The sequence below is a fragment of the Pseudomonas sp. EB271-G4-1 genome (genome assembly GCF_058791355.1).
Genome location: NZ_JBYTEO010000068.1, coordinates 1 through 15351 on the forward strand (window position 1 = coordinate 1; position 15351 = coordinate 15351).

Sequence of the window (15351 nt, forward strand, 5' to 3'; positions counted from 1 at the left end):
GCGCGGCTAAACCGGCGTCCTGCCGGTTTACCCACTGCGCAATGCCTGCGTTCGGCCATCGTGGTTAACGGGGCGCCTGCGATCAACAGCAAAGCGAGGCGGCCTTAAAGCCGACCTGACTTGACGGGTGTACCTCGCTCCCACAACGGGATCGCGGACAGGCCTGCAATCGGGTCGGCGGGTGGAAGGGGCGAATTTCGGTCAATTATTTTGGCCACATTAATCCCCTTTTGGCCTTTCCTGCCGTTCTCCGAAATCGTCCGCGCCGCAAGACTGTGTGCAACCGAAACCGCCTGCGGAGAACAATAAAATGCTGACGATCTACTCGGATGATCACCACCTGCACCACGGCCGTTGCGAACTCATCGACGGGCAACTCAAGCCCTGCTTTGAAATGCCTTCGCGTGCCGATCATGTGCTGTCACGTGTGCAAAAGCAGAACCTGGGTCCCGTAGAAGCACCGAAGGATTTTGGCCTGGGGCCAATCGAGCGTATCCACAGCCGCGACTACCTCGACTTTTTCAAAGGTGCCTGGGCGCGCTGGACCGAATTCAACACCGACGGTGACTTGCTGCCCTACACCTGGCCGGCGCGTACCCTGCGTCAGGTCAAGCCCACCAGCCTGCACGGCCAGCTCGGCTACTACAGCTTCGACGGCGGCGCGCCGATCACCGCCGGCACCTGGCAAGCAGCGTACAGCGCGGCGCAGGTCGCACTCACCGCGCAAGCAGAGATCCAGCGCGGTGCCCGCAGCGCCTTTGCCCTGTGCCGCCCACCGGGACACCACGCCGCCAGCGACTTGATGGGCGGTTATTGCTACCTCAACAACGCGGCCATCGCCGCCCAGGCCTTTCTCGATCAGGGCCACAAAAAAGTCGCGATTCTCGACGTCGACTACCACCACGGCAATGGCACCCAGTCGATTTTCTACGAGCGTAGCGACGTGCTGTTCACCTCGATCCACGGCCACCCGGAAGCCGAGTTCCCGTTCTTCCTCGGTTACGAGGACGAGCGCGGCGAAGGCGCCGGTGAAGGCTTCAACTTCAACTATCCTTTGCCCGCCGGCAGCGGCTGGGATACCTGGAGCGCTGCGCTGGAGCAAGCCTGCAACGAGATCGAGACCTATGACGCCGACATCGTCGTCGTCTCCCTGGGCGTGGATACGTTCAAGGACGACCCGATCTCCCAGTTCAAGCTCGACAGCCCCGATTACCTGGCCATGGGTCAACGCATCGCCAGGCTCGGTGTGCCGACGCTGTTCGTGATGGAAGGCGGTTACGCGGTGGAAGAAATCGGCATCAACGCCGTCAACGTGCTTGAAGGCTTTGAAAACGCTTAACGGGGAATCGCATGACAATGAAAAATCTAAAGCGCCTGATTGTTCCTGCCCTCTGCGCCACGGTGCTCGGTGGCGGCGCACATGCAGAAGAACGAACGTTGCGCGTCTACAACTGGTTCGACTACATCACCCCCAAGGCCCTGGAAGATTTCAAGGCCCAGAACCCAGAGACCAAACTGGTCTACGACATCTTCGACACCAATGAAGCGCTGGAAGCCAAGCTGTTGACCGGCAACTCCGGCTACGACGTGGTGGTGCCGTCCAACGTGTTCCTGGCCAAGCAGATCGAAGCCGGTGTGTTCCAGCCTCTGGACCGCAGCAAACTACCGAACTGGAACCACCTCGATCCCAAGCTGATGAAGCTGATCGAAGCCAACGACCCGGGCAATAAATTCGCCGTGCCGTACATGTACGGCACCATCCTGATCGGCTTCAACCCGGACAAGGTCAAGGCCGCGTTGGGCGCCGATGCGCCGGTGGACAGCTGGGACCTGATCTTCAAGGAAGAGAACATCAGCAAGCTCAAGCAGTGCGGCGTCGCCCTGCTCGACTCGCCTTCGGAGATCCTGCCCCTGGCCCTGCAACACCTTGGCCTGGACCCCAACAGCAAAAAGCCTGCGGACTACGACAAGGCTGAAGCGCTGCTGATGAAGATCCGTCCGCACATCACCTACTTCCACTCGTCCAAGTACATGGCCGACATCGCCAACGGTGACATCTGTGTCGCCGTCGGTTACTCCGGCAGTTTCTCCCAGGCCGCCAACCGCGCCAAGGAAGCCAAGAACGGTGTGGTCGTAGACATGCGCCTGCCCAAGGAAGGCGCGCCGATCTGGTTCGACATGCTCGCGATTCCCAAGGGCGCGAAGAACCCGCAAGACGCCTACACCTTCATCAACTACCTGCTGCAACCCCAGGTGATCGCGCCGGTCAGTGACTTCGTGGGCTATCCGAACCCGAACAAGGACGCCACGGAATTGGTCGACCCGGCGATTTGCAACAACCCGAACCTGTACCCGACTGAAGCGGCCATGGGCACGCTCTACACCCTGCAACCGCTGCCACGCGATGCCGAACGTGCGCGGACCCGGGCGTGGACCAAGATCAAGTCGGGGACTTGAAACGCGGCGCAGGGAACTGAATAAAACGAAATCCCCTGTAGGAGCGAGCATGCTCGCTCCTACTGCGATAACTATCTACCACCTCCTGTTTCCACCGGCCCTCTACCGTGCCCGAACCCGCGCTGTCCCAAGCGCTTCACCGGACACAGGAAACGGCCATGCCCGCCATACCCTCCAACAATCCCGACGACATACTCACTCAATTGGTGACCGGCCCTTCGCTCAGGGAAGTCGCTTCGACCTCGATCCGCACCGCCCTCGACACCGAGTATCCGCAACTGCACATCGATCCGAACCTGACCGTGGTGGTTACACCCGCCTGGACCATCAGCGACAACCAGGTCTTGCCCGCCAACAGCCGGTACGAATCCCTGACTGACGCGCTGGTACGGCTCACCTTGTCTGGCGCGACAGCCACCTACATCGACGGGGAACACTTCCTGACCCGGCAACCGGGTGTGGAGCCAGGCATCAAGCTGCCGGTGAAGATCGATGCCATCGGCTGCCTGCTCAATCGCCTGGCGCGCTTGTTGTTCGTGGCCTATCAGGAGCAACAGCTGGACTACTGGAATGAAGCCATCGCCCCCAACAAGCCCCGCTGGCATCAAATCAGCGAAGCCCTGCACAGCCTCTGGAACGACGACAAACCCAAAGACTGGGACGAAGACCAACTGGCCCTGGCGCTGACCGTCTACAACTACCCGCAACAGGCCGATCGTCAGGCCCACGACAAATACCAGACACGCGCCTGCCTGATCGACATCGACCATCTCGATCAACAACACAGCGAACACCGGCAGCTGATGGACACCGCCGTCATTGTCGGCACGCTGGAGAAACGCACGCTGATCGTTACTCATTCGATCATCGAAGGATTCAGGCACTATGATTCGTTGGCGGCATTGGGCGAAGTTCTTCGCCGACGCGTCACTCCATCGGAAAATGCTCAACAGTTGCAGTGGTGCCTCTACGAACCCACGGGCGATTTTTTCGACCAGCAGGCCTGTGCGTTGATCGCCTTGGAAATCCAGGCCATTGGCTCGCTCAACGAGATGGCGGTGTCGACGCTGGCCCCACGGATCGCGGCAGCGGCTGGACAATTCGAAAAGCGGGTGCAACAGCGCCCCACCCGTTTCAACCAGATCCAGCGTCTTTTACCGGACTGGTTGCTGAATGCTTCGACAGTAGATCTTACTCGCTACGGTCGGCACTTGATGGACCTGGCGTTGGTACGCGAGCAGCACGCCGGGAAATCGTTTCACGATGGCATTGCTGCGTTACGCGAATTTACCCTGAAGGCCTTGCAAGACCAGATGACAAAGGATCACCCGCAAGCGTCCCTGCCGCACCTGGAAGACATTCAAATCAGCAGCACTCACCCTGTGATCCTCGGGACATTCGCGGTGCCGGGCGAAACCGAAACCGTCACGTTGTCACTCGTCGATCTGGCGTTGCAGAACCTCACAGCCCTGCCCTGGGGTGAAAAAACCGTGCAATACCGCGACGGTTCAGCGGTTGCGCCATGGCTGACGCCGACCTACCTGGACAGCCTGGTGAGCGCCGTGAACATCGGCGAAAACTACCCGAGGCTGATCAAGCGCACACTGCTCGACGACCCGCAGGAAAAGGCCCGGCGCCAGCAACTCTACGCCGAAGACCTGCGCATCCAGCTACCGCTGCAAACGCTGCAAGCGAAGATCCGTGGCGAGGCCGGGATCGATGAACTGGGCTATCGCTATGTCGTCGCGGCCTTGCAGGAGAAGGCCGCGGATCGTTATGTCGAGGGTCTGGAAATCATCATCCGCCCTCTGGCTTTTATTCCAGGCGGACGCAACGATGGCAAGGCTGACGAAGTCGCCAACATGTTCGTGATCGGGCCGCGACAAGTCGAAAAAGGTCCGTGCCTGCTGTATCGGCCACTGCTCGATCATCCACTGTTGCAATACCCCGGCGAAGCGAGCCTGCTGTACGCCATCAAGCACAACAGGGCGTTGCGCCAATCGGTGCTGGCCTGGTTAGCGGATGACGTGCGCTTTAACTACTCGCAGTACGTGTTCCCAGGCGAGTTGCCCTCCGTCTGGACGTTGTCCCAGTTGCTGGTTGATTCAACTTCGATACTGGGGATGATGGGCGCCTTGACCCTGGGTTCGTCGCCGCTGCCGCAACCCGCCTTGCCGGTACTGTTTAGCGCCAACGCCAATGCCTTGGTCACCTTGGCCGACCGGCAGTCGGTGTCCAATGCGCAAAGCCGTTGGGCTACCCTCAAGCAAGCGGCCTGGATGCTGTTCAACGTAACGTTGCCTTTTCTCGGGCGTACGGCGGCGACTGCGGCCTGGATCTGGCAAATCATGGACGATCTGGACGAGGCGCGCGAAGCCCGGGAAGCGGATGATTCCGAGCATGAATGGACTGCGTTGACCGACCTGTTCCTGTCCCTGGGCATGGTCCTGGCGCACCACGCCGCCACGCGCAACAAACCACGTGCCCCACACCTTGAGAGCGCTACCCCAACACTCGAAAAACCGGTCGCGGCCATCACTGTGACGCAGATGCCCGATGTCGTCGCTCACCTGCTGCCCGACAACCACCCGACACCCCTGCATACCTTCGGCATTTTGTCGCAAGCGAGCCTGGCGTCCGTGCTGGACCGGCTGGCTATCGCCAAGCCCACCGGGCTCGAAAAGCCGTCGAACGAACCCGGCCCTCACCGCTATCTGAGCCCGCTCGAGCAAAAGTGGTATGCCCAGGTGGGCCAGCGCTGGTTCGAAGCCTGGCTCAACGACGACGGCGATGTGCAAATCATCGACTCGCGCATCACTCCGTCACGCCGGGGTCCGCTGCTGATTCATTCCGCAGGGGGACAATGGTTCATCGATACGCGCTTGCGATTGCGCGGCGGAGGCCGCAGCCGAAAAGCGCTAGCCCTGGAAAACCAGCAACGCAAGGCCACGCTGAAACTGCAACTGAGCGCGTTTGAAAGTCGCAAAACCCAGCTGACAAAGGAGCTCGATGCCGTGCAGAAGGCAGTAACAGCGCCTACCACGGACATTGTCGACCCGAATCGGCAACGCCTGATCGAAACCCTGGATGCGCATGTGGCGGAATTCGGCACCTTCATCGAACAGCTCAAGTCCTACAACAGCATTGAATCGATCCCCAACTACCGTGCGGTCCTGGTCGACTGCCTGGATCATCAGTTGTCCCTCACGCAGCAGTGGTTCATTCAGCAAAACAGAGCGTTTGGCGAACACATGCGCCAATCCCTGGCGTTGCTGGATAACGAGCCGGGGGACGGCACACAGACTCCGCGCCAGACACACCAGCTCACCAGCGATCTGACCCAGGGCTTCATCGACAAGATCGAGTTTGCCCAGGCACGCATCGAAGAGTTGAAACGACTGGGCAAGGAAGCGGCCGAAGTGGCGCGAGAGAGTCAGGCAGTGCTGCCCCGTTACGCGCTGCAGGATCTGAAACTGTTCCAGATCAGCCTTGCCCAGGAACTTTGCTTGAGTGACAGCGCCTCCGTGGATACGGCGCCAGCCCGACAAGCCATGACACGACTTGTCGAGGATACGGGCCTGACCGTCCAGTCTTCGCTGGAGCTTGCCGAACAAGACAATGCACTGCCCCTGCCTGAGCGAATCGACGGTTTCAGTGAGCTGGTGGAACAGTTCGCCATCCTCGACCTGCGGATACAGGACCTGCCTGACGAGTTTCCGCGGCAGTTGCTGCAACCCCCATTGGACCTCATGCGCGAGCGCATCGAAACCTTCAGGGAGCAGAGCGTTAAGCACCTCGCTGGTCTTCTGCAAGAACGCAAATCACTCGAACCGACACCGGGTCCTTCTCGCCCCGCCCCTGTCTCAAAACGCATCATCAAGACCCGTTACAAAGGCACGGTGGTTGGCAAGCCACGTGTGCGCACGGCGGCGGACAACACCGAATGGGTCGACGTGATATCCCCATTGACCAACAAGGTCACCGCGACATTCCATGAGAAAACACCGGGCGTCTGGGTGGAACATGAACCTGCGCCGGAGCAGGCACCTGCCCCTGTGCGACCTGATCTGCAAATCAGCGTCCAGAAGGGGCAGGCGCTGGTGGATCAGTTGCAGCCGTTTATCCGTCGCACCGAAGGGCACTCGAAGGTAGCGGGACGCAATCCCACGGAAATAGAAGAAATGTTTCACCAGCACGCCAGGCGACTGCAAGAAGCGAGCGATACGATCGAAGAAGCTCTCACCGACAATAATGCGACTGACGGCGGGCCGGCGTCAGCCGTACTGCTGGCCAAACAGCTCAATGAGGGCGCGACCGAGCTCTTTGATAAAGGTCGCCGGACCCGAATCCGCATGACCAAGGAACAGCCCCCCACCGCCGCCCGCGTTGAATGGCTGATGAGCAAAAAACTGATAACCATCGCCAAGACACCCGGTCGGCGGCGACTCAAAGGGCATAAAAACGACTTTCTCGAAGAATACGAGATACGCGAACATGGCACTGCAAAGGTGCTCTGGTACGCCCACTTTCACTATTCAGGCCCGGACACCGCCCCCAAAACCTACACCGCTGCCCACCTGAAAACCGTATCCCAACGCCTGCTCGGCAGTACATTGGATAAGCGCACATCGGCCTCCTACAACGAGCTGATCGCGGTTTATCGCAGCGAAATCAGTCCGAAACTGGCGAATGAATTGTTCTTGTCAAAGATCAAGCAAGCCGCTTCGAGTTCCTGAGAGACAACCCGCACCCGCCAGGATTCGCGCTTCAGCGAGTCCTGCGCCAGACCTTTTCCAAACGTTCGAGTGCCGCGCTGATCGCCTCCTCCGGCACCGCGGCAAAGCCCAGGACCAACCCGGCGCGTTGATCGGGCGTGTTGTTCGAATCCGCTAGCCAATAGCTGCTCAGGCCATTGATCTCGACATCGACGCTGGACGCAGCCTCTATCAGTTCACGCTCACGGGCCAGAGAGTCGACCATCACCGTCATGTGCAAGCCGGCTGCCACACTTGGCAGGTGACCCACACCGGCAATATCCGCGGGCCAATTGGCCAATAGCGTGTTGCGGCGGCTCAACGCGGCACGTCGCATGCGCCGCACGTGGCGCTGGAAATGCCCGGCGGCCATGAACTCGGCCATCACCGCCTGTGTGCTCACCTCGGAATGCCGGACATCCACCGCACGCCGCTGGGCAAATGCCTCGACCAATGCTGGCGGCAACACCAGGTAGCCCAGGCGCAGAGCGGGAAAGGCGACTTTGCCGAACGTACCGACATAGAGCACCCGCCCGTGACGATCGAGCGCGGCCAACGGCGCCAGCGGTGCGCCGCTGTATCGGTACTCGCCGTCATAATCGTCCTCGACGATCCAGCCCTGGTTGCGCTCGGCCCAGGCCAGCAATTCGAGGCGTCGCGCCAGGCTCATCACCACGCCCAAGGGGTATTGATGCGAGGGCGTCACGTAGGCCAGACGACAATCGCCCAGGCGCGCCAGCTCGCTGCAATCGATGCCCTCGCTGTCCACGGCGATGCCGTGCAATCGCCCACCCGCCACCGCAAACGCATGACCGGCCGCCCGATACCCGGGGTTTTCCACCGCCACACCGTCCCCCGGTTCCACCAGCAACTGCGCACACAGGCTGATCCCTTGCTGCGCGCCGCTGGTCACGACGATTTGCTCCGCCGTGCACTGCATGCCGCGGGAACTGCGCAAATACGCCGCGATCATCCCGCGCAATCGCGCATCACCTTGCGGTGCGCCGTAACACAACTGCTGGAGATCCGGTTTGCGCCAGAACGCAGCATTCAGCTTGGCCCACACCTCGAACGGAAACAGATCGAATGCCGGCACACCGACCCGAAAAGCGCGCGGCGGACCGCTCGGAGGCGTCGGCAAATGATTGTTTTCCACCCGCGCCAATGCGCCGCTGCGAGCGACTTGACCGGCCGCCAACACAGGCACATCCAGGCCTTTGAGAGAGGTGCCTGGCGGGGCTTTCGGCGCTGTTTTGCTGCCGGGGAACGGTGCTTGGGGTAATTGTGCGACATAGGTTCCGTCACCCACCCGCCCTTCGATAAACCCTTCGGCGTAGAGCTGGTCGTAGGCCCGTACCACGCTGTTGCGGGAAATCGCCAGGGCCGCCGCCAGGTCCCGACTCGCCGGCAATCGCGTGCCGCTGGCCAGGCGCCCGTCGAGCACTCGAACCCGCAAGGCCTGATAAAGCTGGCGACTCAAGCCCTGGCGGCGGTCGAGCTCGATACCCGCCGGATTGAAGGACAAGGACAGCGGCGCATCCTTCATGACAATGGACCTATGAAATTTATCGTTAATGGCTCTTACAACAGACCAATAGCCTGCCTAGGATGCAGGCATTCGCCAAGGAATATTTCCATGTATACGCCCCGCGCCTTTGCCTTCAACGATTTGCATGAGCTGCAGCAACAGATGCTCGGCACTCGCCTCGCCCTGCTGGTTACCCATGGCGAACAAGGCCTGCAAGCCAGTCATTTGCCTTTGCTGCTCAATACCGACGAGGGTCCGAACGGAACCCTGTATGGCCATTTCGCCAAGGCCAACCCACAGTGGAAAGAACTGCAGGACGGCGCCGAAGCGCTGGTCATTTTTGCCGGCGCCGAGGCTTATGTCAGCCCCGGGTTCTACCCGAGCAAAGCCGAGGACGGCAAAGTCGTGCCGACCTGGAACTACGTGGCTGTGCACGCCTATGGCAGCGCTGAGGTGTTCACCGATGCCGAGCGCCTGCGCTCACTGGTCAGCGCCTTGACCGAGCGCCATGAAGCCGGTCGCGCGCAACCGTGGAAAGTCGCCGATGCCCCGGCCGATTACATCGACGGCATGCTCAAGGCCATCGTCGGCTTCGCCCTGCCGATCCAGCGCCTGGAAGGCAAACGCAAGCTCAGCCAGAACCGCAACGCCGCCGACATTGCCGGCGTGCGCGAAGGGCTGGCCGCCAGCGCCGACGCACACGACCAGGCCCTCGCCCACTTGATGCCAAAGGAATGAACATGAACCAGATCGACATCCGCCAGGTCAGCGCCGACGACCACGCCGACTGGCTGCCGCTGTGGCAGGCCTACCTGCGTTTCTACAACACGGAACTGCCAGAAACCGTCAGCCAAAGCACCTGGCAACGCATGCTCGACCCAAACGAACCCACCCATGCCGCCCTCGCCTGGGTAGACGGCAAAGCGGTGGGCATGGTGCACTTCATCTACCATCGCTCCAATTGGAGCATTGAAAACGCCTGCTACTTGCAGGATCTGCTGGTAACACCCGAATCCCGCGGCACCGGCGTTGGCCGTCAGCTGATCGAATTCGTCTACGCCACGGCCAAGGCCGACGGCTGCAACAAGGTGCATTGGTTGACCCACGAAACCAACGCCACTGCGATCCAGCTCTACGAGCGCATCGCTGAGCGTCCGGGTTTCATCCAGTTTCGCAAAGCCATTTAACGTTCAAGGAGAACAGCATGCCGACTTCACTCGCCGACTGGAAAGGCGTCCCGGCCCCGACAGCCCAACTGATCGAAGGACGTTTCATCCGCCTGGAAAGACTCGACCCGGCGCGCCACGGCGACGATTTGTTCAACGCCCTGCAAGGCCCGGGTGCCGATCCGAAACTGTGGGACTACCTGCCTTACGGTCCTTTCCCGCAGCGCAGCGTATTCAACGACTGGCTGAACAACCACGCCGCCAGCAGCGATCCCTACTTCTTCAGCGTGATCGACCGCGCCAGCGGCGAAGTACAAGGGATCCTCAGCCTGATGTCGATCGTCCCGGCCCAGGGCCGCATTGAAATCGGCCACGTGACCTTCGGCGCGCCGATGCAACGCTCACCCAAGAGCACCGAGGCCGTCTATCTGCTGGCCAAGGAGTCTTTCGCCCTCGGCTACCGGCGCCTTGAGTGGAAATGCAATAACGCCAACGCCCGCTCCAAGTACGCGGCCGAGCGCCTGGGGTTCAGTTTCGAAGGCGTGTTCCGCCAGCACATGGTCGTCAAGGGGCAGAACCGCGACACCGCCTGGTATTCGATCATCGATTCGGAATGGCCGGCGATTGGCGCAGGGTTCGAACGCTGGTTGAGTGATGAGAACCAGACGGATTCTGGACAGGTGAAAAGCCTGGTGGAGTGTCGGGGGTAAGACATCAGTGAGGGAGTGGAAGCTCCCTTGCCACGGTTTCAGCCCCCCTTCAACTCCCCGAAAACCGATCCCGACTGTTGGTCAGGTGCAGCACCATCGCTGCTCGAGCCGCATCGGGATCCTGTCGCTTGATCGCGTTGAAAATCGCTTCATGCTCCAGATTCGCCAGCTGCCCCAATTGCGAAAAGTCGGCGCCTCCACGTTCGTCGGCCTTCACCTGGGTACGAGGAATCATGGCATTGCCCAGGTGCTGCATGATTTCCGTGAAAAACGTATTACCGGTCGCCTCGGCAATGATCTGGTGAAAGCGCTTGTCTTGCTCGACGCAACTATCGTTGTTCGCCAGCGAAGCCTGGTAATCACTCAAGGCCTGACGCATACGCGCGAGCTGATCGTCGGTTCTGCGCATAGCGGCCAGTGCAACCGCCTGCACCTCCAGGCCCAATCTCAGCTCCAGCATGCTGCGGACACTCGCAACGGTATCCACATGCAGGCGCAGCCCTGGCTGGGAGGGTTGCTCCAGCACGAATGTGCCGATTCCGTGTCGTGTCTCGACTAGCCCCGAAGCTTGCAGCTTGGAGATCGCCTCCCGAACAACAGTGCGGCTCACGCCATGTTCGAGAACGATGGTGGATTCCGAAGGCAGCTTTTCGCCTGGCTTCAATTGGCCGAGCAAAATGCGCTGGGTCAGTGCTTCGACCACGCCCTGAGCCAGATTATTGGAGCGTCTGCGGACAGGGGTTCCGCTTTCAATTTGCATAGGTTCGAGTCCACGGAATTTTGCTTCACAGAGCTTAACACCCACCGGAGATTCTCTGGCGAAATGCGAATGTACCCCCGCTACGCCAGGTTAGAAAAGGCCCAAACTTGTATGACAACACACCTAAAAAGAGCTGATTAGCTCGGGGCACTTTCCAGCCGAATGACAGGTCCACCCTCTCAGCCCGGCACAATTCGGCAGTTAAACCCCTATAAACACTGAATAAAATAACCAAATACATTATTTTTTCACGTCGTTATGCACACAAAACACCATCCGCCGCATTGCAGCCTCAAAAAACCACTTGTATGATGTCTATCAACTTAACCCGCTCCAGACATCTAAACAAAAACCATCGATGCAGGCGAATCCAATGAATCCTCAAGTACTCAAGTCCTACCTCTCGCAAGACCTCCCTGCCTTTTCCTTTGACCGACCACGACGCGACCCTGATCAAGGCGCTCGGTGCCTGGTAACTCGACAGCAATAACCGGCAGCCAGGCCGCCGCTATCACGCTCAAACCCGCATAAAAATAATCAGTGGGAGATTTGAATTGTGAACAATTCAAGCAACGCATCTGTCGTTCCAGAAAATGATTCGGTTCTCGCGCGCGCCGTGAGCAAAGTGAAGAGACATGTGCTCCCGCTTTTCGTGATCATGTTCATCCTCAACTACATCGACCGGGTCAACATCGGTTTCGTGCGCACGCACATGGAACATGACCTCGGGATTGGCGCTGCCGCCTATGGCCTGGGCGCAGGCCTCTTCTTCATTGGCTACGCACTGTTCGAAGTGCCCTCCAACATACTGCTGCAAAAGGTCGGCGCCCGGATCTGGCTGACCCGCATCATGTTCACCTGGGGCATCGTCGCCACGCTGATGGCGTTCATCCAGAACGAAACCCACTTCTACATCCTGCGCTTTCTGTTGGGTGTCGCCGAAGCGGGCTTCTTCCCAGGCGTGATCTACTACTTCACTCGCTGGTTGCCAGGCGTCGAGCGCGGCAAAGCCATCGCCATTTTCCTCAGCGGCTCAGCCGTTGCCTCGCTGATTTCCGGTCCGCTGTCGGGTGCCCTGTTGCAAATCGAAGGCTTTGGCTTTCACGGCTGGCAATGGATGTTCGCCATAGAAGGCCTGGCCTCGGTGTTCCTGGGCTTCTTCGTCTGGTTCTGGCTTGATTCCAAACCCCACGACGCCAAGTGGATGACGCGCGAGGAGCAGGATGCGCTGGTCGGTGCCATCGATCAGGAGCAACGCGAACGTGAAGCCCTGACCAGCGTGAAACCGACCATTGGCAAACTCCTGAAAGATCGCCAGATCCTGCTGTTCTGCACCTTGTACTTCTGCATCCAGCTGACGATCTATGCCGCGACTTTCTGGCTGCCCAGCATCATCAAGAAGATGGGTGACCTGAGTGATGTACAGGTAGGGTTTTTCAACTCGATCCCATGGTTGATCTCGATCATCGCCATGTACTCCTTTGCGGCGCTGTCGAGCAAGTTCAAATTCCAGCAAGCCTGGGTCGCAACTGCCTTGTTGATTGCAGCTGCCGGCATGTTCCTGTCCACCACCGGCGGGCCGATCTTCGCCTTTGTCGCCATCTGCTTCGCTGCCATCGGCTTCAAGTCCGCGTCCTCATTGTTCTGGCCTATTCCCCAGGGCTACCTGGATGCCCGTATCGCCGCCGCGGTTATCGCGCTGATCAACTCGATCGGCAACCTGGGCGGTTTCGTGGCACCCACGACCTTCGGTTTCCTGGAACAGACGACCGGGTCGATCCAGGGCGGCCTCTATGGCTTGGCCGGCACCTCGGTGCTCGCCGCGATACTGGTGTTTTTCGCCAGGACCTCACCCAAGCCATCACCCGTGCTGACACCACCGAACGCCGCTCCAACGCATGCGACAGTCAAAGCGCACTGACTCCATTGTTCGTTGAACGACCATACTCGTAGGAACTTGCCATGAACGCTGAACATTCTGTCAACGCCACCCAGTCACCTGTCGTCACCCATTTTCAAGTCATACCCGTCGCGGGCCACGACAGCATGCTGCTGAACCTGAGCGGCGCCCACGGACCATTCTTCACCCGCAACATTGTCATTCTCAAGGACAGTTACGGTAATACTGGCGTGGGCGAAGTTCCGGGGGGCGAACGCATCCGTGAGACCCTCGAAGACGCTCGCGCCCTGGTGATCGGCCAGCCCATCGGCCAGTACCAACGCATCCTCAACCAGATGCGTAGCACCTTTGCATCCCGGGATGCGGCCGGTCGCGGCCTGCAAACCTTCGACCTGCGCATCACCATTCATGCGGTGACTGCGATGGAAGCCGCGCTGCTCGACCTGCTGGGTCAGTTCCTCGAGGTGCCGGTGGCTGCATTGCTCGGCGAAGGGCAGCAACGCGATGCGGTGAAGATGCTTGGCTACCTGTTCTACATCGGCGACCGCCATGTCACGGACCTGGCTTACCGTAACGAGGCCGACGCTGAAGACAACTGGTTCCGGATTCGTCATGAGAGAGCCATGACCGCCGAAGCCGTCGTGCGCCTGGCAGAAGCAGCCAGCGCAAAATATGGTTTCAACGATTTCAAGCTCAAGGGCGGTGTGTTGAGCGGCGATGAAGAAATCGAAGCGGTCACCGCGCTGGCTGAACGCTTTCCTGACGCACGAATCACCCTTGACCCGAATGGTGCATGGTCGCTCAAAGAAGCCATTCGTTTGTGCCGCGATCAGCATCACGTCCTCGCCTACGCCGAAGACCCGTGCGGTGCAGAAAACGGCTACTCGGGCCGCGAGGTCATGGCCGAATTCCGCCGTGCCACCGGACTGAAGACCGCCACCAACATGATCGCGACCGACTGGCGCGAAATGGGCCACGCCATTCAATTGCAATCGGTCGACATCCCGCTCGCCGACCCGCACTTCTGGACGATGCAAGGCTCAGTGCGTGTTGCCCAGATGTGCCACGAATGGGGCCTGACCTGGGGCTCGCATTCCAACAACCACTTCGATATCTCCCTGGCCATGTTCACCCAGGTAGCAGCCGCCGCACCGGGGGAAATCACCGCGATCGACACGCACTGGATCTGGCAGGACGGCCAGCGCCTGACCCGGGAGCCGCTGAAAATCGAAGGCGGCTACGTAAAGGTTCCGACCCGACATGGCCTGGGCGTAGAGATCGACATGGACGCGGTGGCCAAGGCTCACGAATTGTACAAAGGCATGGGTCTTGGCGCGCGGGATGACAGCGTCGCGATGCAGTTCCTGATTCCGGGCTGGCGCTTCAACAACAAGCAACCTTGCCTGGTGCGCTGACTGACAGGTCCACAGCCAGGTGCCCTAACCCTAAGTTGCACCCTGGCGCCGCTTGCGGAACTCGGCGACCTTATGCCGGTTTCCGCACAGCGCCATGCTGCACCAGCGCCGTTTGTGCGCCTTGGTGCGGTCATAGAACATCAATGAACATTCCGTGTTTTCGCATTTGCGCACCAGATTGAAATCGCCTTCAGCCAACAACTCGGCAGCGGCATAAGCCAGCCGGCTCAGGCATTGGCTGGCGGCATCACCCTGACGGAAGCGATCCAGTACCGGCGCGCCGCCCTCCTCCCACACCAGTTGCGGCACCGCCGCCAACAGAAAGGCATTCAACGCTGCCGGATCCGCCAAGCGATTTTCCCGGCGGGCTGCGACCAGGCCCTCGATGCTGTCGCGCAGCTTGCGCAACCGGGCGAGCAAATGCCCGTCGCTCCCTTCCACGCCTGTCACCCACCCGAACCCCGACTGCTGCAGCCACGACGCCGCATCGGAATCGGTGCCGAGCAGGTCTTGCCGCTGGCCGTCGACCATCATGCGGGTGTTCAGCAGGTCCAGCGCCGGGTGATCGGCCAGTAGCAACGGCGCAGGCAGTTCAAGGGGGGTGACGTCGTCAGTCATGGAAATCTCCGGGGAATAACCAGACCGATTGTAACCCATAAAA

At 60.0% G+C, this 15351-nt stretch carries 11 protein-coding genes; 8 read left to right on the top strand and 3 right to left on the bottom strand.

What is annotated here, in order from left to right; translation table 11 throughout:
- Positions 1–310: 310 nt before the first annotated feature.
- The 3 genes from AC3WWR_RS25605 to AC3WWR_RS25615 all read left to right on the top strand — a co-directional run bounded on the left by AC3WWR_RS25605 (position 311) and on the right by AC3WWR_RS25615 (position 7193).
- Complete coding sequence (locus tag AC3WWR_RS25605) at positions 311–1339, top strand: histone deacetylase family protein (RefSeq protein ID WP_033044839.1); 1029 nt, start codon at positions 311–313, stop codon at positions 1337–1339.
- Positions 1340–1356: 17 nt separating this feature from the next.
- Entirely contained in the window at positions 1357–2457 is a 1101-nt protein-coding gene (locus AC3WWR_RS25610) for a polyamine ABC transporter substrate-binding protein (RefSeq protein ID WP_492599183.1), read from the top strand.
- 158 nt (positions 2458–2615) lie between these two features.
- Positions 2616–7193, top strand: a complete 4578-nt coding sequence (locus AC3WWR_RS25615) for a hypothetical protein (protein ID WP_492599184.1) — start codon at positions 2616–2618, stop codon at positions 7191–7193.
- A gap of 31 nt (positions 7194–7224) precedes the next feature.
- Here the strand turns inward: AC3WWR_RS25615 and pdxR are convergent, their stop codons facing one another.
- A complete protein-coding gene (gene pdxR / locus AC3WWR_RS25620; protein WP_033044835.1) occupies positions 7225–8757 on the bottom strand; it encodes a MocR-like pyridoxine biosynthesis transcription factor PdxR in 1533 nt (510 codons plus the stop codon).
- A gap of 90 nt (positions 8758–8847) precedes the next feature.
- Here pdxR and AC3WWR_RS25625 point away from each other — a divergent pair, with 90 nt between their 5' ends.
- From AC3WWR_RS25625 to AC3WWR_RS25635, 3 genes are read left to right on the top strand one after another with little or no spacing between them, the layout of a single operon-like run.
- Complete coding sequence (locus AC3WWR_RS25625) at positions 8848–9477, top strand: FMN-binding negative transcriptional regulator (protein WP_020801109.1); 630 nt, start codon at positions 8848–8850, stop codon at positions 9475–9477.
- Between the two features lie 2 nt (positions 9478–9479).
- Positions 9480–9926 carry a GNAT family N-acetyltransferase gene (locus tag AC3WWR_RS25630; RefSeq protein ID WP_020801110.1) on the top strand — a complete coding sequence of 149 codons (447 nt, stop codon included), beginning with the start codon at positions 9480–9482 and terminating at the stop codon, positions 9924–9926.
- Positions 9927–9943: 17 nt separating this feature from the next.
- The gene (locus tag AC3WWR_RS25635) at positions 9944–10615 is read left to right on the top strand and encodes a GNAT family N-acetyltransferase (protein ID WP_020801111.1); all 672 of its coding nucleotides are present in this window, start codon (positions 9944–9946) and stop codon (positions 10613–10615) included.
- A 49-nt stretch (positions 10616–10664) separates the two neighbouring features.
- Here AC3WWR_RS25635 and AC3WWR_RS25640 read toward each other — a convergent pair whose 3' ends face one another.
- Positions 10665–11375 carry a FadR/GntR family transcriptional regulator gene (locus tag AC3WWR_RS25640; RefSeq protein WP_033044833.1) on the bottom strand — a complete coding sequence of 237 codons (711 nt, stop codon included), beginning with the start codon at positions 11373–11375 and terminating at the stop codon, positions 10665–10667.
- A 556-nt stretch (positions 11376–11931) separates the two neighbouring features.
- Between AC3WWR_RS25640 and AC3WWR_RS25645 the strand changes: the two genes are divergently transcribed.
- Together AC3WWR_RS25645 and gudD are read left to right on the top strand one after the other, a co-directional pair.
- Entirely contained in the window at positions 11932–13296 is a 1365-nt protein-coding gene (locus AC3WWR_RS25645) for an MFS transporter (protein WP_020801114.1), read from the top strand.
- Positions 13297–13337: 41 nt separating this feature from the next.
- Positions 13338–14690 (top strand): glucarate dehydratase, encoded by a 1353-nt coding sequence (gene gudD / locus AC3WWR_RS25650; RefSeq protein WP_033044832.1) that lies wholly within the window; start codon positions 13338–13340, stop codon positions 14688–14690.
- A 30-nt stretch (positions 14691–14720) separates the two neighbouring features.
- Here the strand turns inward: gudD and AC3WWR_RS25655 are convergent, their stop codons facing one another.
- Positions 14721–15308 carry a CGNR zinc finger domain-containing protein gene (locus AC3WWR_RS25655; protein ID WP_050511647.1) on the bottom strand — a complete coding sequence of 196 codons (588 nt, stop codon included), beginning with the start codon at positions 15306–15308 and terminating at the stop codon, positions 14721–14723.
- Between the last annotated feature and the right edge of the window lie 43 nt (positions 15309–15351).